Origin of the sequence: Arthrobacter sp., assembly GCF_048266065.1 — a bacterium.
Taxonomy (GTDB): domain Bacteria; phylum Actinomycetota; class Actinomycetes; order Actinomycetales; family Micrococcaceae; genus Arthrobacter_H.
In genome coordinates, this window is record NZ_JBLXAH010000002.1 from 79,750 (window position 1) to 98,086 (window position 18,337).

Genomic DNA, 18,337 nt, shown 5'->3' on the forward strand with positions numbered 1-18,337 from the left:
GCAAGCCCGACTTGTGAGGTGGCCCACCGAAAGGACAGACCATGGCAGAGACCATCTCCCTGAACCCCGCACCGCTGGCACCGCGCGACGTCGTGCGCGTGGCCCGCCACGACGCCCGCGTCGAGATCTCCGAGGAGTCGATGCGTGCCATGGCCGAATCACGCGCCGTGATCGATGCACTGGTCACCGACACCCGCCCGCACTACGGGGTCTCCACCGGCTTCGGCGCCCTGGCCACCAAGCAGATCCCCATCGAGCTGCGGGCCCAGCTGCAGCGCTCGCTCATCCGCTCCCACGCCGCCTCCTCCGGTGCCGAGGTCGACCGCGAGGTCGTCCGCGGGCTGATGCTCAACCGCCTGCACACCATGACCACCGGCCGCACCGGCGTCCGCCCCGAGGTCGCCGCAGCCTACGCAGCGGTCCTGAATGCCGGCATCACCCCCGTGGTCGGCGAATACGGGTCGCTCGGCTGCTCGGGCGACCTGGCCCCGCTCTCCCACTGCGCGCTGGCCGTCATGGGTGAAGGCAAGGTCCGCACCGCCGACGGCGAACTCGTCGACGCCGCCGAGGCCCTCGCCGCCGCGGGCATCGAACCGGTGGTCCTGGCCGAAAAGGAGGGCCTGGCGCTGATCAACGGCACCGACGGCATGCTGGGCATGCTGCTCATGGCCGCCGAGGACCTGCACCGGCTTCTCGCCACCGCCGACCTGTCGGCCGCCATGAGCATCGAGGGCCTGTTGGGCACCGACGACGTCTTCGCCGCCGACCTGCATGCGCTGCGCCCGCACCCGGGACAGATCGCCTCGGCGGCGAACATGCGCGCCGTCCTGGCCGGTTCCACGCTCATCGCCGAACAGAAGGAAGGCGACCACGCTTTCACCCGCGTGCAGGATGCCTACTCGCTGCGCTGCGCCCCGCAGGTGCACGGTGCCGTGCGCGCCACCTTGGACCATGCCGAATCCGTCGCCGCCCTGGAGCTCGCCTCGGCGATCGACAACCCGGTGGTCACCACGGACGGCCGCGTGGAATCCAACGGCAACTTCCACGGCGCACCGGTCGGCTACGTGCTGGACTTCCTGGCCATCGCCGTCGCCGACCTGGCCTCCATCTCCGAACGCCGCACCGACAGGTTCCTGGACAAGGCCCGCAGCCACGGCCTCAACGCCTTCCTGGCCGATGACCCGGGAGTGGATTCGGGCCACATGATCGCCCAGTACACCCAGGCCGGCATCGTCTCGGAGCTCAAGCGCCTGGCCGTCCCGGCCTCGGTGGACTCGATCCCCAGCTCGGCCATGCAGGAGGACCACGTCTCCATGGGCTGGGCCGCCGGGCTGAAGCTGCGCCGGTCCATCGACGGGCTGCAGCGCGTACTGGCCGTGGAACTGCTCACCAGCGCCCGCGCCCTGGACATGCGCGACGGCGGACTGGCCACGTCCAAGTCCTCCCCCATCGTCACCGCCGTGCGCCGGGCGATCCGCGGCGTCGTCGAGGGCCCGGGCACCGACCGGTACCTGGCCCCCGAAATCGAGGCCGTGCACACCCTGGTCGCCGACGGATCCATCCTCGCCGCAGCCAACGAGGCGGCCACCGCCCCGCTACAGTAGGCGCCAGCACCCCACCACGTCAGGACACCGCCATGAGCACCTCCACACCAGCCCACCTCATCCGCTTCGCCGACCTCACTCCACAGCGCTGGCGCAATGGCGGGGGCAGCACCGTGGAGATCGCCCGTTCCGGCACGACGGCGGATCCCGGCCACGGGGGCAACCCTGCCTCCGGGCCGGGCTGGGACTGGCGAATCAGCGTGGCCGACGTGGCACAGGAGGGCCCCTTCTCCACCTTTGGGCAGTGCGAGAGGATCCTGACAGTCATCGACGGGGAGTTCATGATGCTCACCGTCGACGGGGTCGAACAGGGACTGCAGAAGTACCGCCCGTTCCGCTTCGACGGCGGCGCCGAGACCAGCGCAAGCCTGCCGGAGGGCCCCATCCGGGACCTGAACCTGATCACCGGACCGGGGTTCCGCGGGCATGTGGTGATCGTGGAACTGTCCAAGAAACGTCCCCATCCGGTCTTCGGCGGCCAGCACGCCGTGCTGTTGCAAGGCAACGCCGTGGCCATCCCGGCACCCGGTGAAGCCGAGGGCACCGCACTGCAGCGGCTGGATACCGTGGTCGGCAACGACGAGACTCCGCCGGAGGTCTCCGGGCGCGGTTTCCTCGCAGTGGTCTCCGTCGACCCCGCCTGAGCGGGCCCTAGCCTGCTGAAGGCGCGGGTCCGCCGTCCTCGAACGCCACCCTCACCAGCGCCTCCAGGCCCTGCACCAGGACGCCGCACCGCGCACCCGTGGACGTAATCTACAGCCCCCATTCGCCGTGCCCTGGTTGTGGGATGACCTGAAAGTGAGCGCTATCGAGGCCCCTAAGACTCGCGGATTAAGCTGGAATATCGGCTACGCGGCCTTGTGGCTGCGTGAAAAGTGGCTGTTGACGGGCGTCGTCGGGGTGACAGCGGTAGCGCTTGCCGTCGTACCGCGCTATTGGCTCGACGCCGACGGAAAAATGCCGTCGGCAGCCGTCTTGATGACAACAATTTTGGGAATCGCTGCTGCCGTTGCCGTGATCGCCGACAAAGTGGCGGATCAGCAAGGCGCCAAGATTGCACTCCTTCAAGTACGAGCGGAAGAAGCAGCAGGACATCGAGTGGTGGCGTCCATCAATTCAGTTCTCGACGATATCCACGACGCCTCGTTCGCTGAGGGCAAGGCCCGTGCGACCAGCCTCATCACGCTTCGCACACAGCTTGCGGCAGCTGCGGCGCAACTACCCGTCGCATCCGCCGTGCAGGCAACGTACTATCCCCTCACCTACGAAGGCGGATATCGGATCCTCGGCAACCCGAAGAGCCGCGGTCGCCATAACGAGGCCACGACGGTCTTCTTCGAGAAGGACCAGCCAGAACATTCGATCTGGAAACTCATGGACGGCCGGGACATGGCCTGCGAAATACGATCCTGTCCCGAGGAATGCGACGTGGACTGGCACGTCAAGCCCTATAAGACCTTCATATCTGTTCCGGTCAAGGCAGGTGCCGTCGCATTTGGCATGCTGTCCATCAACGCCCCCAACGTGGGCGACCTGACTGAACTCGATCGCGTCGCAACCGTGTCCCTCGCCCGAATAATGGGCGCAATTCTCGCCCTCGAAGAAGGACCACGTGTCCTGGCAAGTCGTTCCAAAATGCGAAACCCTGGGCACACGCCGCAGGATTCGACTCACTCAAGCCTGGGCCCCCATCCGTCGGAGAACTATGATGGAGTGACGCAGGAAACACATTTGGAAGCGGGAGAGGACGAGTCGACGTGAAGGCACAACTTGAACCGTCCGAACTGACTCCTGCCGAATCGGCAGCAGCTCGTCGCACCGAGGAAAATATCGCTCAACTCAGGGACGAGAGCCGCGCCAGGTCCACAGCAGCTACAAAGTTGTCCAAACAGCTCCAAGATCGACGTCAAAAGAATCTTCTGAACTCCTACCTGAGCGAACTTTCCAAGTAGTTGGAGCAGGGATCAGTTCGGGGGCAAGGGCAGACGTTTGCGAAGTCCTCGGGCGCGTCGTCCAACAGGGCATTCCACCCTGCGCCTCCCGCACTAAAAGTCCATGGCCCTATTTGGCCGCATTGTTAGCGGCCCTCGTCTCATCTTTCCGAGGACGCGAAGACCCACGGATATTTCCCTGAAACCATGACGCACCGGGGTGAGACGTCAGTCGGGTGCCCCGGAATCCGCAACGGCGCCAGTTATTCCGCATGCGGGGCCGTCACGCCACTGGCGAACGCCACCCGCATCAAAGCTTCAAGGCCCTGCACCAGTGCCCTGAGGTCCTCGATGTCCAGCCGCTCTACCGCGGCACGCCGAAACCCGTCGGCTTCCACCATCAGCGACTGGATGATCTCCCGGCCACGGTCGGTGGCGACCAGCCGGCGGGCACGTCGGTCCCGGTCGTCCGGAACGCGTTCGACGACCCCATGGGCCACCAGCCGGTCAACGATGCCGGACACCGTTGCCAACGAGACGTTGAGCACCTCGGCGATGCGCTGCGCCGTCGTGTCACCGTTCCCCGTGATCACCACCGCGGTGGCCCTGAGTTGCTGGACGGTCAGGGGCAGCGACATCAGCGCCTCCATGGAGGCATCCAGCCGCAGCCGCCCAGTCGCCGCGTCCAGGGCCTCGATGCGGCCCATGAGCGATTCCCGCTCCTCCATCGTCCCCGCTCCTTCGTCGCCGCCGGCTGCGGCTCATGAACCATTGCTTAGCCGAGGGCTATGCTTATTTGGACAGCCTACCGCTGCGCTCCCCCGCGTCTTCCGTCGAAGGAAACCCCGTGCACCATCTCGCCCGCCTGAGTCTGGCCAACCGTGCCGTCGTCGCCCTGCTGACTTTGATCATCGCCGTGGCCGGCGTCGTATCGATGGGCTCGCTCAAACAGGAACTGATCCCCCCGATCAGCATTCCCCAGACGACGATCATGACCACCGCCGTCGGTTCCAGCCCGGAGATCGTTGACCAGCAGATCAGCCTTCCCCTCTCCAAGGCGCTCAAGGGCGTCAGCGGGGTGGACACCGTTTCGGCCACGTCGTCCCCGTCGGTCTCGACGATCACCGTCTCCACCGAATATGGGCTGGACCAGGACAAGCTCGAATCGAGCCTCCGCGACGCCATCGACACCGTCAAGGCCCAGCTGCCCGAGGGCTCCGAACCGGAAATCCTGGCCGGCAGCACCTCGGACATCCCCGTCGTCATGCTCACCGCGTCCTCCGACGCCTCGTCGGAACAGCTGAGCCAAACCCTTGAATCCTCGGTGCTCCCGGAAATCCAGGGCATCGAAGGCGTCCGGGACGTCCAGCTGAGCGGCGAGTCCACGCAGCGCATCACCATCACCCCCGACACCAGGAAGCTGGCCGCCGCCGGCCTGAGCGCGCAGAGCATTTCCTCGGCACTGACTTCCAACGGCACCACCTTGCCGGCCGGCACCATCATCGAGGACCACGAGTCCGTGGCGGTCCAGGTCGGGGACCCCGTTGAATCGCTCGCCGCCGTCAAGGCACTGCCGCTGCTGCCCGCATCGTCGACCGGCGCAGCCCAGCAGCAGCCGTCCACGGGCGGCGCACCAGGTGCCACCGGTGCCACCCCGGGCGGACAGGGGCAGCAGCCGCCCGCGGCACCGGCCACCGGCCCCGTGAAGACCATTGGCGACGTCGCCTCGGTGAAGCTCACCACCGAAAAGCAGACCTCCATCACCCGCACCAACGGAGTGCCCAGCCAGTCGGTCCAGGTGACCGCGCTGCCCGATGCCGACGTGGTTTCCATCTCCCACGCGGTCAATGACCAGCTCGACGCCTTCAGGGACGCACTCGGGAAGGGCGGGGCCATCACCCCGATCTTCGACCAGGCACCCTTCATCGAGCAGTCCATCAGCCATCTGGCCATCGAGGGCCTGCTGGGACTGGCGTTCGCCGTCGTCGTCATCCTGGTCTTCCTGCTCTCGCTGCGCTCGACCCTGGTGACCGCGATTTCCATCCCCATCTCGGTCCTGGTGACCTTCATCGGGCTGAACCTCGGCGGCTACTCGCTGAACATGCTGACCCTGGGTGCACTGACCATCGCCATCGGCCGTGTCGTCGACGACTCCATCGTGGTCATCGAGAACATCAAGCGGCACCTGGGCTACGGGGAAGAGAAGCGCCACGCGATCCTGGCCGCCGTGAAGGAGGTCTCCGGCGCGATCACCGCCTCGACGCTGACCACCATCATGGTGTTCCTGCCGATCGCGCTGGTCGGCGACATGGTGGGCGAGCTGTTCCGGCCGTTCGCGCTCACCGTGGCCATCGCGATGCTCTCGTCCCTGCTGGTCGCCCTGACCATCGTGCCCATCCTGGCCTACTGGTTCATGCGCCAGCCCACCCACGAGGTCGACCCCGTCCAGGTACGGGCCGCCTCGGAGGACAAGGAGCGCAAGAGCTGGCTGCAGCGCGGCTACCTGCCGATCCTGCGCGGCACCCAGCGCCACCCGGTCTGGACACTGGTCGGAGCCGTGCTGATCCTGGTCCTGACCGCCGGCATCCTGCCGTTGCTCAAGGTCGATTTCCTGGGCAGCACGGGGCAGAACAGCCTCCAGGTGACCCAGAAATTCGATTCCGGAGCGGATCTGGACACGATCAGCAAAACCGCCCAGGCCACCGAGGACGCCCTGCTGGACTCCGACGGCGTCGAAAGCGTCCTGCTCACCGCCGGTGTCGGCGGCGAAGGCCTGGCAGCCATGATGGGCGGCGGGTCCGGGACGGCCACCTACATGGTCAACACCGATCCCAACGGCGACCAGACGGCGATTTCGGACGCCATCACGCAGCGCCTCTCCGACCTGCCGGCCGGTGACACCATCACCGTTGGCCAGGCCGCCGCCTACGGATCCAGCACCGTGGACGTCATCGTCAAGGCACACGATGACAAGGCGGCACTCACCGACGCCTCCGACCAGGTCATGAAGGCGTTGAAGGGCACCCCCCACGCCGCCGACCTGACCAGCGACCTCGCCGCTGACCAGCCGACCATCCAGGTGTCCGTCGACCGGGCCAAGGCGGCGCAGGCGGGGCTGACCGAAATGCAGGTGTCCGGCATGGTGGCCTCGGAGGCCAACCCGCAGGCCGTGGACAGCATCCGGATCGACAACAAGGACCTCTCGGTCTACGTCGACTCCGGCACCTCGGTATCCTCCCAGAAGGATCTCGAGGACTTCACGATCCCGACGGCCAGCGGCATGAAGAAGCTCTCCGACCTCGCCGACATCCAGCAGGTCAGCACGCCCTCCTCGGTCAGCCGGCAGGGCGGCGACCTGGTCGCCACCGTGTCCCTGACCCCCGACGACGGCGAACTCGGCGCGGTCACGGCCGCCGTCCAGGACCGGCTCGACGGGCTTGATCTGCCCGGCGGCGTTTCGGTGGAGCTCGGCGGCGTCAGCACCCAGCAGACCGACTCGTTCAAGCAGCTGGGGCTGGCGATGCTGGTCGCCATCGCGATCGTGTACCTGCTGATGGTCGCCGAGTTCCGTTCGCTGATCCAGCCGTTGATCCTGCTGGTTTCCATCCCGTTCGCGGCCACCGGCGCGATCCTGCTCATGCTCGTCTCCGGCAAGCCCATGGGCGTCGCCTCGCTGATCGGCCTGCTGATGTTGATCGGGATCGTGGTCACCAACGCCATCGTGCTGATCGACCTGGTCAACCAGTACCGCAGGCAGGGCCAGAGCGTGCAGGAAGCCGTGGTCAACGGCGCCCGCCAACGGTTGCGCCCGATCCTGATGACCGCTCTGGCGACGATCTTCGCGCTGACCCCGATGGCGCTCGGCGTCACCGGTTCCAGCGGGTTCATCTCACAGGACCTGGCGATCGTGGTCATCGGCGGGCTGGTGTCCTCGACGGCCCTGACGCTGATCCTGGTTCCGGTACTGTACCGGCTGGTGGAAGGACGCAAGGAAAAGCGGGAACAACGCAAGGCATCGCGCAGCGCCGGACACGGCGCCCACGCCGCCCCCGTGGAGCCCGACCTGCCGCCCCACACCGCGACGAACGCGTAGCCATTCCCCCACTGGAGGGCCGATCCGCAGCAGCGGGTCGGCCCTCGCCCACCGTGGTCTCGGCTCCGCGCCGGCCCCACCAGCTGCCCTGTTGTCTGCAAGAGAAGACGCGGCGTGCAATATCTTGTCCGTGAAAGGCCTGATGATGCGGACTCTCAGCTACTCGGAATCGAGGGCCAACTACGCGGCAACCTTGGACGCCGTGGTGGACGACCTTGAGGAAGTGGTGATCACCCGAACCGGCCACGAGCCAGTCGTCAAGGTCGCGCAATCCGAATACGACTCCCTCGTGGAAACCGCTCACTTGCTGCGCAGCCCCGCCAACGCGCGCCGACTCATGGACGCCATCGACCAGCTGGAGTCGGGCCGCGGCACCGTCCGGGACCTTCCGAACGCCGGCTAGCATGCTTCTCTGGTCCTGCGCCGCATGGGACGATTACCTGATCTGGCAAACCGAGGACCGTCGGATACTGAAGCGGATCAATTCGTTGATCCGTGATGTCCAGCGCAACGGAACCCACGGCATCGGCAAACCGGAGCCCCTGAAACATGCCCTCCACGGTTATTGGTCCCACCGAATCGACCAGGAACACCGGTTGGCATGCCGCATCGACGGCGACGACGTCCTCATCGCGGCCTGCCGGTTCCCCTACTGAACCATCAGCGGGCCGCCCGTTCGGCCGCCTCCTCTGCCTCGGCGATGTGGCGGTCGGTCACCCAGATGAGGCCCACCAGCAGGCACAGTGTCAGCACCGCCATGATGGCGAAGACGGCCCGCAGACCCCAGGCCTCGCCGATCAGCCCACCCAGCGCGGCACCGATGGGCATGGTGCCCCACGCCAGCAGGCGGTAGCCGCTGTTGACGCGTCCCAGCAACCGGGCCGGGGCGATGCGCTGGCGCAGGGTCACCGTGACGACGTTCCAGAATGCCATCCCCAATCCCCCCAGCACGAAGACCCCGCCGACCAGCCAGACGTTCGAGGTCACCGCCGGGACGCCGACGAACAGGGCACCGGTGCAGATGGCAATCAACAACGACGCCGCCCGTCCGATCCGGGCCACCGCCTGCCCGGCGAAGAGTGCCCCCACCACCGCACCGGCGGCGGTGGACGCGAGCAAGGCACCGTAGGCTGCGCCTTCCAGATGCAGAACCGACGCCGGGCCGACGGCATAGAGCACGAAGACCGCGAAGGCGGCGCTGGTGGCCAGGTTGAACGCGCCGGTCATGGCGGCCAGCACACGCAGGACGGGGTTGGACCAGAGGAAGCGCAGGCCCTCGGCGATGTCCTCGCGCAGGGTGACGGGAGACCCGGTGCGTTCGATGCGGAAGTTCCCGCGCACCATCCAGAGGGCCCCGACGGCCACCAGCCACAGCCCGGCCGGCGTCGCGAACGAGAGCGCGGCCCCGCTGGCGGCGAGCAGGCCACCCAGCGGTGGGCCGATGAACTGGTTGGTGGTCAGCTCGGCGGCCTGCAGCCGGCCATTGGCGCGGTCCAGGCCCGCGGTGGGGACCAGTTGCGGCAGGATGGATTGCGCCGAGGTGTCGTACAGCGTCTCGGTGCTGCCGATGATGACCGCCGCTGCGTAGAGCATCCAGAGGTTTCCGGCGCCGAGCACGAAGGCGGTGCCGAGGGCCACGACGACGCCTCCGCGGACCACGTTGGCCCAGAGCATGCTGCGTCGCCGGTCCCAGCGGTCGGCCAGCGCACCGGCCGGCAGCGAGAACAGCAGCCACGGCAGGCTCAGGGCCACCCCGAGCCCGGCAATGAGCGTCGGGGAATCGGTGAACCGCAGCGCCACCAGGGGCAGGGCAACCTTCAGCACGCCGTCCGCGAGGTTGGACAGCGCGGACGAGGACCACAGCCAGGCATAGGGACGCCCCAGGGGCACCGCGCCGCTCCCGACGGTCATGTCGCTACCGGGCGGCCACGAACGCCTGCACGCAGGCCTCGATGTCCTCCGCTGAGTGGGCCGCGGAGAGCTGAACGCGGATGCGGGCGGCATCGCGCGGCACCACCGGGAAGCTGAAGGCGGTCACGTAGACTCCGTGCTCGAGCATCGCATCGGCCACCTGCGCGGCCTTCGCCGCGTCGCCGAACATGACGGGGATGATGGCGTGTTCGCCGTCGAGCAGCTCGAAGCCCTCCTCGGTCATCCGGCGGCGGAACAGTGCAGCGTTCTCGAACAGCCGGGTGCGCAGTTCCCCGGATTCGACGACCAGTTCCAGCGCCTTGAGCGTGGCGGCGACGATGGCCGGGGCCAGCGAGTTGGAGAACAGGTAGGGGCGGGCCTTCTGCCGCAGCATCGCCACGATCTCGCTCCGCCCGGAGACGTAGCCGCCGGAGGCGCCGCCCAGGGCCTTGCCGAACGTCCCGGTGTAGATGTCGATGCGGTCCGAGACCCCGGCATGCTCAGGGGTGCCGGCGCCGGTGGCTCCCATGAAACCGACGGCGTGGGAGTCGTCGACCATGACCAGGGCACCGAATTCGTCGGCCAGGTCGCAGATGGCCGCGAGCGGTGCGAGGTAGCCGTCCATGGAGAAGACCCCGTCGGTGACGATGATCGACCGACGCGGCCCACCGCCGTCGTTCATCTCTTGTGCCGCGGTGAGTTGGGTGCGCAGGTCCTCCATGTCCTGGTTGGCGTAGCGGAAGCGCTTGGCCTTGGACAGGCGGATGCCGTCGATGATGGAGGCGTGGTTCAGTGCGTCGGAGATGATCGCGTCCTCGGGGCCGAAGAGTGATTCGAAGACGCCGCCGTTGGCATCGAAGCAGCTGGAAAACAGGATGGTGTCCTCGGTGCCCAGGAACGCCGAGACGCGGGACTCGAGTTCCAGGTGCAGGTCCTGGGTGCCGCAGATGAAGCGCACCGAGGCCATGCCGAAGCCGCGTTCGTCCAAGGCGGTCTTCGCGGCCTCGATCAGCCGCGGGTCATCGGCCAGGCCCAGGTAGTTGTTGGCGCAGAAGTTCAGCACCTCGCGGGCCGGGGCACCGAGGGCGCCGGCGGCGATGTGGCTGGACTGGGCGGAGTCGATGCGGCGTTCGTGCTTGAACGTTCCGGCGTCGGTGATCTCCGCCAGGTCGGCGGTGAGCTGGTCCTTCAGGGTGGAGTACATGATGCTGCCTTTCGGGCCTGCGGTTAGTTGAAGACGGTCCAGTCGAGCACGACCTTGCCGCCCTGTCCGGCGCGGGCGGCCTCGAAGCCGGCTTCCCATTCGGTGGCCGGCAGCCGGTCGGTGACGATGGAGGAGATCCTGGTGCGCAGCTGCTCGTTGGAGCCGAGCATGGCGGACATCGCGTACCAGGTCTCGAACATTTCCCGCCCGTAGATGCCCTTGAGGGTGAGCATGTGGGTGACGACCTTGCCCCAGTTGATGTCGATCGGCGTGCTCGGCAACCCCAGCATGGCGATCTTGCCGCCGTGGTTCATGTTGTCGATCATCTCCGGCAGTGCGCTGGCGTGCCCGGACATCTCCAGCCCGATGTCGAACCCCTCGACCATGCCCATTTCACGTTGCGACTCGCGGATGCGCGAGGCCGAGACGTCGATGGCCAGGTCCACGCCCATGGTGCGGGCCAACTCCAGCCGCGGCGCCGAGACGTCAGTGATGACGATTTTGCGGGCGCCGGCGTGGCGGGCGACCTCGGCCGCCATCAACCCGATGGGCCCGGCACCGGTGATCAGCACGTCCTCCCCGACCAGCGGGTAGGCCAACGCGGTGTGCACTGCATTGCCGAACGGGTCGAAGATGGCGCCTAGTTCCGGGGTGATGGTCTCGTCGCGGTGGACCCAGACGTTGGTTTCGGGGATGACGACGTATTCGGCGAACGCGCCATCGCGCTGGACGCCGACGGAGACCGTGTTGATGCACATCTGGCGCCGCCCGGCCCGGCAGTTGCGGCACATCCCGCAGACCACATGGCCCTCGCCCGAGACCCGGTCGCCGACGGCGACGTGGGTGGCCAGCTCGCCGACCTCGACGACCTCGCCGTAGAACTCGTGCCCGGGGACCAGTGGCGCATTGATCATGGCCTGAGCTGCGTCGTCGTACGCGAGGATGTGCAGGTCGGTGCCGCAGATGCCGGCGGTCATGACGCGGATCTTGACCTCGTGCGGGCCGGTCACCGGCTCGGGGCGGTCGACCAGTTCGAGTCCGGCGTGGGGGCCGGATTTGTACAGTGCCTTCATGGGTTCCTCTGCTGGGCTGCTGGCGGGTTGCGGCTGACACCGCGTCTGGTCCCAGTCTGGCACCGCTGGACCCACATCAATAGTTTAGATAATGCACGAGTATCTCAAGCGACGATTTAGGATCATCTAATGGAAGTCCATCAGTTGCAGATCCTGCGCGAGCTCGGGGACCTCGGCAGCGTCCGCGCCGTCGCCGAGGCCATGTTCGTCACGCCATCGGCCGTCTCCCAGCAGTTGGCGCTGCTCCAGCGCGGAGTCGACGTGCCACTGACCCGCAAGGAGGGGCGGACCCTGGTGCTGACCGAGGCGGGGAGGATCCTGGCCGACGCCGGCGCGGCAGTCGTCGCCTCGCTCGCCGATGCGCGGGCGGCCATCGGGAACTACCAGAACGACGCCGATGCCCCGGTCACGCTCGCCGGCTTCCACTCGGTGGGCCAATCCCTCTTCGCCCCGCTGCTGGCGCGGCTCAAGGCATCCGGTGGCCCGCAACCGCTGTTCTCCGACGAGGACGTCGCCCAGCACGATTTCCCGGCGTTGACCTCACGCTACGACCTGGTCCTGGCCCACCGGATGGACCACACCCCGGCATGGCCGGAGAACCAGGTGACCGTGATGGCCCTGGCGCACGAGCCGTTGGACGTCGCAGTGCCCGTGGGGCACCGCCTGGCCGGGCACCGGGCGGTGAACCCGGAAGACTTGCGGGGCGAACGCTGGGCAGTCAGCCGTGAGGGCTACTCCCCCGCCGACATCCTCGGCGCCATCTCCGCGGTCTCCGGATCGGCGCCGGAGATCGTCCACCGGATCAACGACTACGCCACGGTCGCCGAACTGGTCGGCACCGGCAACGTGCTGGGCATCATCCCGCGGTACACGGCAGGGTCCCTGGTTGGCACCGGCGTGGTGCTCCTGCCCCTGGAGGGTGTGGCCAACCGGCGGCGCATCGACCTGCTGGCCCGGCCGGAATCGATGCGCCGTGTCTCGGTGCAACGGGTGGCGGCGGCCCTGCGCGAGACCATGGCCGAACGCGCCGCCGACGAGGGACCACGACACAATAATCAATCTAGTTGACAATCAACGGCACCCACCGGACGATGGCCTAAACACTGTGGAGAGGCCGCCATGCAACGACGCATCGCCGGGAGCCTTGCCGTGCTCACGGTGGCCCTGGCCACCGCCTGCACCGCGAGCCCCCTGCCGGTCCCGGACGACCCCGTCCATGGGTCCGTGCCGCCGACCCACGGTGCCCGCGCGTCGACCGGCGGGTCGAGCGGAGGGCCGCTCGGGGACCAGGGATTATCCGATCCGCAGGTCGATTACTGGGCAGCCATGCAAGCCGACGGGGCGGAGATCGATCGACTCCCCGCCCCGTTGGTCCACCAGCGCGGCACCGGGCCCGCCGGCTTCAGGATCCCTGCCCTTGACCCCACGGAATCCTCGGGCCTGCGGATCTACGTCACCTGCTCCGCGGGGGCCGACTTCCGGGCCACCTTCGGCACCTTCCATGCCGGCACCTGCCTCCCCGACGGGGCCACCGGCGCCACGCTGCCCCTCGGAGCGGAAACGGGCATCCTCACCCTGGACCTTCCGCAGGAGGCCGAGTACTGGCTGCTCGTCGTGCCCTCGTAGGGACCCGTTTCAGGGGTCAGTTCCCATCCTCGGCGGCCGCAGCCTTTTCCGCGTCCTTCTCGGCACGCAATGCCTCGGACTCGGACTCCTCCTCGGCCTTCTCCTGATGGATGACCTCGGCCAGGAGCTTTTCCATTTCCTTGGCCACACCGGCGGCGGAGGCGGGGTTCTGGCCGGTCACCAGGCGTTCGTCCACCTGGACCTTCTCCTCGAAGACGTCCGCCTGCACGTGCGTTGCGCCCTGCTCCTCGAGCCGATCGGCCAGGAAGAAGGGGATGACCTTGTCCTTGCCGACCGCCACCTCCTCGTCGTTGGTGAACGCCGCCACCTTGCGCCCCTCGACCAGGCGGAAGCCGTTGGACAGCTCCACGTTCAACAGGCCCGCGGGTCCGTGGCAGACGGCGCCAACCACGCCGCCGGCGTCGTAGACGCTGCCCACGAGCTTTTGCAGGCCCTCGTTGTCGGGAAAGTCCCACATGGTGCCGTGTCCGCCCACCAGGAAGACGGCGTCGTACTGGTCCGGGTCGACGACGTCAACGCGTGCGGTGTTGTAGAGCCCGGCACGGGTGGTCTCGTCCTCGGTGAAGGACACCTGGATGGGGTCCTCGGTGTCGACGGTGTCGCGTGGGGGCTGGCCGCCCTGGATGGAGGCGAAGTCCACGAAGTGCCCGGAGTCCTTGAACACCTTCCACGGGTGTGCCGCTTCGGCCACGTTGTAGCCGGTTGCCTCGTCGCCGATCTTGTCGACGCTGGTCAGTACCATCAGGATCTTCTTCACGAATCGTTCCTTTCGTCGGTGTGTTTCACCCTAGAACAAACGACGTTCCCCTGCACGGCGGGGCCCTCACGGGGCGAGTTCACGCAGGCCGTGCGCCCCGGCGTCGTGCAGGGGGTCAGCGGACGGCAGCTGGGACATCAGCACCGCATAGTGGACCGCCCAGCCGCGGGCGCGGAGCCAGGTGGCGTCGTCGTAGCGCAGTTCACGGCGGAAGGCATCCCGCCCGGTCGCGGTGAAGTGCAGCCACGCCACGGCCAGGTCGCTGGCCGGGTCTCCTGCGGTGATGTCCCCGAAGTCGACGACGGCTTCCAGCGCCGCCGGGCCCTCACCGGGTGCCACCACCACGTTGTGCGGATGCGGGTCACCGTGCAGCCACAGCGGAGGCCCCTGGTACGCCGGCGCGGCGGCGCCTTCGTCGAAGATCTCCTGCCAGGGCCCCTCCACGGGCAGACCGGCCGTCGCGAGGCGGTCGGCGAAGGCTGCGGCCCGGGTGGCCAAGGGGACGCCGCGAACCGGGTTGCGGGGGGCGTCGGCGGGGGCCGGGACGTGCAGGGAGCGCAGGAAGCGGCCGAGATCCCCGGCGTAGGCATCCCGGCCCGCGGGCGGACGCCGTGCCGCGCTGTGGCCGGGGAACCAGGGCACGACGGCCCAATGGTAGGGATACCCGGCGGTCGGGCTGCCGCGGCGCACGGCCGCCGGGATGGGCCGGGGCAGGCGCGGCGCCAGGAAGGGCAGCCACCGCAGTTCGTTCAGGAGCAGCTGATGGGCCGCGGACCGGCGCGGCAACCGCAGGGCCAGCTCGTCGCCGAGGCGGTAGACCACGTTGTCCCAGCCGTTGGCGGCGCGCGCCAGCGGCAGTCCGGCCAGGTCGGGATGCTGGTCGGTGAGCAGGGTCCGGACCAGGGCATCGTCGATGTCCACATCGTGCGCCGGAACCCCACCGGCTGGGCCCTGCTGAGCTGTCATGGGTTCACGGTACACAATCCCGCAACGCCGTGGGGCGGGCGGATCACGGTGATCCGCCCGCCCCAGGCAGGTGTTCAAACGGCCGGTGTCAGCCGTCGACGCCGAGCTTCTCCAGCACGATCTCGCGGACACGGCCGGCGTCGGCCTGCCCGCGGGTGGCCTTCATGACCGGGCCGATGAGGGCGCCGATGGCCTGGACCTTGCCGTCCTTGATCTTCGCGACGACGTCGGGCATGGCGGCCATCGCCTCGTCGATCGCGGCGCCCAGCGCGGAATCATCGTTCACGACGGCCAGCGAACGCTTTTCGACGATCTCGGTTGGCGTCCCCTCGCCGGCGACCACGAATTCGAGGACCTGGCGGGCGATCTTGTCGTTGATCTTCTTGGCTTCGATCAGCGAGTTGAGCTCGATGATGGTTGCCGGGGTGACGCCCAGGTCCAGCGGCTCGACGTCGGCGTTCTTGGCCAGGCGGGAGATCTCGCCCATCCACCATTTGCGGGCCACTGCCGGGCTGGCGCCGGCGGCAATGGTCTCCTCGATGGCGTCCAGGAAACCGGCGTTGACGACGTCGCGGAATTCGGCGTCGGAATAACCCCAATCCGCCTGCAGGCGCTTGCGGCGTTCGGCCGGGGGCTCGGGCAGCTGAGCGCGCAGTTCCTCGACCCATTCCCGCGTGGTGACGATCGGCACCAGGTCCGGTTCGGGGAAGTAGCGGTAGTCGTCGGCGTCGGACTTCGGGCGGCCGGAGGTCGTGGTCCGGGTGTCCTCGTGCCAGTGGCGGGTCTCCTGGACGACCTGGTTGCCGGCGTCCAGCACCGCAGCGTGGCGTTCGATCTCAAAGCGCACCGCGTGTTCGACGGCGCGCAGCGAGTTCACGTTCTTCGTTTCCGAGCGGGTGCCCAGCTTCGTGGTCCCCTTGGGCATCAACGAGACGTTGGCGTCGCAGCGGACATTGCCGCGTTCCATCTTGGCGTCGGAGACGTCGAGGTTCTTCACGATCTCCCGGATGGCCGCCACGTAGGCCTTGGCCAGTTCGGGGGCGCGCTTGCCGGCACCGAGGATCGGCTTGGTGACGATCTCCACCAGCGGGACGCCGGCACGGTTGTAGTCCACCAGCGAGAAGTCGGCGCCCTGGATGCGGCCGGAGGTGCCCATGTGGGTCAGTTTTCCGGCGTCCTCCTCCATGTGGGCGCGTTCGATCTCCACGCGGAAGACCTCGCCGTCGGAGAGTTCGATGTCCAGGTAGCCGTCGAAGGCGATGGGCTCGTCGTATTGCGAGGTCTGGAAGTTCTTCGGGGTGTCCGGGTAGAAGTAGTTCTTCCGGGCGAAGCGGCAGTATTCGGCGATCTGGCAGTTCAGGGCCAGGCCGATCTTGATCGAGTATTCCACCGCCTTCTTGTTCACCACCGGCAGGACACCGGGCAGGCCCAGGTCCACGGGGGTGACGTTGGTGTTCGGGACGTCGCCGAAGGCGTTCGGGGCGTCGGAGAACATCTTGGTGGCGGTGTTCAGCTCGACGTGGACCTCGAAGCCGAGGGCCGGATCGTAGCGGTCCAGGGCCTCATCGAAGTCGACGAGTTCTTCCGTTGCGTGGGCCATTTCAGGCGACACCTTCCTTGGACGATTCGGCCAGTTCGGGGGCCTGGTTGATCAGCGGTCCGCCCCAGCGGTCCTCCAGCAGCTTCTCCAACGCGGCACCGGCCCGGTAGAGGCGTGCATCCTCGTGGGCGGGGGCAAGGAACTGGATGCCGACCGGCAGGTCCTCGGAGAGCCCACCGGGGACGGTGATGCCCGGGATGCCGGCCAGGTTGGCGGGGATGGTGGCGACGTCGTTGAGGTACATCGCCAGCGGGTCATCCAGCTTGGAGCCCAGCTCGAAGGCGACGACCGGGGAGGTCGGGGAGATCAGCACGTCGGCCTGGGCGAAGGCGGCGTCGAAGTCCCGTTGGATGAGCGTGCGGACCTTCTGCGCCGAGCCGTAGTAGGCGTCGTAGTAGCCGGCGGACAGGGCGTAGGTGCCCAGGATGATGCGGCGCTTAACCTCGTCGCCGAACCCGGCGGAGCGGGTGGAGGCCATGACGCGTTCGATGGTCATCGGACCGTCGGTGGGAAGTACCCGGTTGCCGTAGCGCACGCCGTCGAACTTGGCCAGGTTCGAGGAGACCTCGGAGGGCATGATCAGGTAGTAGGCGCCCAGCGCGTATTCGAAGTTCGGGCAGGAGACCTCCACGATCTGTGCCCCGGCGCCGCGCAGCAGCTCCAGGGATTCATCGAAGCGGGCCTGGACACCGGCGTCGTATCCCTCTCCCTGCAGCTCGCGGATGACGCCGACGCGGACTCCGGTCAGGTCGCCGGTGGCGCCCTGGGCGGCCGCAGCCACCAGGTCCGGGACCGGGCCGTCGATGGACGTGGAGTCCTTCGGGTCGTGGCCGCCGATGAGTTCGTGCAGCAGCGCGGAGTCGGCCACCGTGCGGGTCACCGGGCCGATCTGGTCCAGCGAGGAGGCCATGGCGATGGCGCCGTAGCGCGAGACACCGCCGTAGGTGGGCTTCACGCCGACCGTTCCGGTGACGGCGCCGGGCTGGCGGATGGAGCCGCCGGTGTCGGTGCCCAGGGCCAGGGGGGCCTCGAAGGCGGCCACTGCTGCCGCCGAGCCGCCGCCGGAGCCGCCGGGGATCCGGTCCAGGTTCCAGGGGTTGCGGGTGTTGCCGAAGGCCGAGTGCTCGGTGGAGGAACCCATGGCGAATTCGTCGAGGTTGGTCTTGCCGAGCATGGGGAGCTTGGCGGCGCGGATCTTCTCGATCACCGTGGCGTCGTAGGGGCTCATCCAGCCCTCGAGGAACCTGGAGCCGGCGGTGGTGGGCTGGCCCTTGGTGACGATGAGGTCCTTGATGGCGATGGGCACGCCGGCCAGCGGGTGCAGGGCCTCGGCCTCGGGGCCACCGGCGGCGCGGATCGCGTCGACCTCGGCGGCGACGGCGAGCGCCTCCTCCCCGTTCAGGTGCAGGAAGGCGTGGACGCCGCGGTCCCCGCCGTCGACGGCGGCGATGCGGTCCAGGTGGGCCTGCACTGCCTCGGTGGAGGTGACGGAGCCGTCACGCAGTTTCGCGGCCAGTTCGGCCGCGGAGAGCTTGATGAGCTCGTTCATGT

The 18,337-nt window shown here is 68.0% G+C and carries 17 protein-coding genes; 9 read left to right on the forward strand and 8 right to left on the reverse strand.

Annotation, left to right across the window (positions count from 1 at the left end; translation table 11 throughout):
- Positions 1-41 precede the first annotated feature (41 nt).
- The 4 genes from hutH to ACN0TP_RS03545 all read left to right on the forward strand — a co-directional run bounded on the left by hutH (position 42) and on the right by ACN0TP_RS03545 (position 3,556).
- The gene (gene hutH, locus ACN0TP_RS03530; protein ID WP_417216709.1) at positions 42-1,604 is read left to right on the forward strand and encodes a histidine ammonia-lyase; all 1,563 of its coding nucleotides are present in this window, start codon (positions 42-44) and stop codon (positions 1,602-1,604) included.
- Positions 1,605-1,636: 32 nt separating this feature from the next.
- Positions 1,637-2,248, forward strand: coding sequence for a HutD family protein (locus ACN0TP_RS03535; protein ID WP_417216712.1), 612 nt, complete (start codon positions 1,637-1,639; stop codon positions 2,246-2,248).
- Positions 2,249-2,402: 154 nt separating this feature from the next.
- Positions 2,403-3,365, forward strand: coding sequence for a hypothetical protein (locus tag ACN0TP_RS03540; RefSeq protein ID WP_417216715.1), 963 nt, complete (start codon positions 2,403-2,405; stop codon positions 3,363-3,365).
- Positions 3,362-3,556: a hypothetical protein gene (locus ACN0TP_RS03545; protein WP_417216717.1), complete on the forward strand. Its 195-nt coding sequence runs from the start codon at positions 3,362-3,364 to the stop codon at positions 3,554-3,556. The genes ACN0TP_RS03540 and ACN0TP_RS03545 overlap by 4 nt, the downstream gene beginning before the upstream one ends.
- A 242-nt stretch (positions 3,557-3,798) precedes the next feature.
- Here ACN0TP_RS03545 and ACN0TP_RS03550 read toward each other — a convergent pair whose 3' ends face one another.
- Positions 3,799-4,263, reverse strand: a complete 465-nt coding sequence (locus ACN0TP_RS03550; RefSeq protein ID WP_417216719.1) for a MarR family winged helix-turn-helix transcriptional regulator — start codon at positions 4,261-4,263, stop codon at positions 3,799-3,801.
- 119 nt (positions 4,264-4,382) lie between these two features.
- Here ACN0TP_RS03550 and ACN0TP_RS03555 point away from each other — a divergent pair, with 119 nt between their 5' ends.
- From ACN0TP_RS03555 to ACN0TP_RS03565, 3 genes are all read left to right on the forward strand, one after another.
- Entirely contained in the window at positions 4,383-7,628 is a 3,246-nt protein-coding gene (locus ACN0TP_RS03555) for an efflux RND transporter permease subunit (RefSeq protein WP_417216721.1), read from the forward strand.
- 145 nt (positions 7,629-7,773) lie between these two features.
- Positions 7,774-8,031: a type II toxin-antitoxin system Phd/YefM family antitoxin gene (locus ACN0TP_RS03560; RefSeq protein WP_417217478.1), complete on the forward strand. Its 258-nt coding sequence runs from the start codon at positions 7,774-7,776 to the stop codon at positions 8,029-8,031.
- Position 8,032: 1 nt separating this feature from the next.
- Entirely contained in the window at positions 8,033-8,284 is a 252-nt protein-coding gene (locus ACN0TP_RS03565; protein ID WP_417216724.1) for a Txe/YoeB family addiction module toxin, read from the forward strand.
- 4 nt (positions 8,285-8,288) lie between these two features.
- On the opposite strand, the gene ACN0TP_RS03570 is transcribed toward ACN0TP_RS03565, so the two are convergent.
- Genes ACN0TP_RS03570 through tdh form a run of 3 tightly spaced genes read right to left on the reverse strand, consistent with a single transcriptional unit; the run spans position 8,289 to position 11,816 of the window.
- Positions 8,289-9,539, reverse strand: coding sequence for an MFS transporter (locus tag ACN0TP_RS03570; protein ID WP_417216726.1), 1,251 nt, complete (start codon positions 9,537-9,539; stop codon positions 8,289-8,291).
- Positions 9,540-9,543: 4 nt separating this feature from the next.
- Entirely contained in the window at positions 9,544-10,743 is a 1,200-nt protein-coding gene (locus tag ACN0TP_RS03575) for a glycine C-acetyltransferase (protein ID WP_417216729.1), read from the reverse strand.
- Positions 10,744-10,766: 23 nt separating this feature from the next.
- Positions 10,767-11,816, reverse strand: a complete 1,050-nt coding sequence (tdh, locus tag ACN0TP_RS03580; protein ID WP_417216732.1) for an L-threonine 3-dehydrogenase — start codon at positions 11,814-11,816, stop codon at positions 10,767-10,769.
- A 129-nt stretch (positions 11,817-11,945) separates the two neighbouring features.
- Here tdh and ACN0TP_RS03585 point away from each other — a divergent pair, with 129 nt between their 5' ends.
- Positions 11,946-12,884 (forward strand): LysR family transcriptional regulator, encoded by a 939-nt coding sequence (locus ACN0TP_RS03585; RefSeq protein ID WP_417216734.1) that lies wholly within the window; start codon positions 11,946-11,948, stop codon positions 12,882-12,884.
- Positions 12,885-12,935: 51 nt separating this feature from the next.
- Positions 12,936-13,442, forward strand: coding sequence for a hypothetical protein (locus ACN0TP_RS03590; RefSeq protein ID WP_417216737.1), 507 nt, complete (start codon positions 12,936-12,938; stop codon positions 13,440-13,442).
- Positions 13,443-13,458: 16 nt separating this feature from the next.
- Here ACN0TP_RS03590 and ACN0TP_RS03595 read toward each other — a convergent pair whose 3' ends face one another.
- From ACN0TP_RS03595 to gatA, 4 genes are all read right to left on the reverse strand, one after another.
- Positions 13,459-14,220 carry a type 1 glutamine amidotransferase domain-containing protein gene (locus ACN0TP_RS03595; protein ID WP_417216740.1) on the reverse strand — a complete coding sequence of 254 codons (762 nt, stop codon included), beginning with the start codon at positions 14,218-14,220 and terminating at the stop codon, positions 13,459-13,461.
- 66 nt (positions 14,221-14,286) lie between these two features.
- Positions 14,287-15,186: an aminoglycoside phosphotransferase family protein gene (locus ACN0TP_RS03600; RefSeq protein WP_417216743.1), complete on the reverse strand. Its 900-nt coding sequence runs from the start codon at positions 15,184-15,186 to the stop codon at positions 14,287-14,289.
- Between the two features lie 88 nt (positions 15,187-15,274).
- Entirely contained in the window at positions 15,275-16,786 is a 1,512-nt protein-coding gene (gatB, locus tag ACN0TP_RS03605) for an Asp-tRNA(Asn)/Glu-tRNA(Gln) amidotransferase subunit GatB (RefSeq protein WP_417216746.1), read from the reverse strand.
- Position 16,787: 1 nt separating this feature from the next.
- Positions 16,788-18,335 carry an Asp-tRNA(Asn)/Glu-tRNA(Gln) amidotransferase subunit GatA gene (gene gatA, locus ACN0TP_RS03610; protein ID WP_417216748.1) on the reverse strand — a complete coding sequence of 516 codons (1,548 nt, stop codon included), beginning with the start codon at positions 18,333-18,335 and terminating at the stop codon, positions 16,788-16,790.
- Between the last annotated feature and the right edge of the window lie 2 nt (positions 18,336-18,337).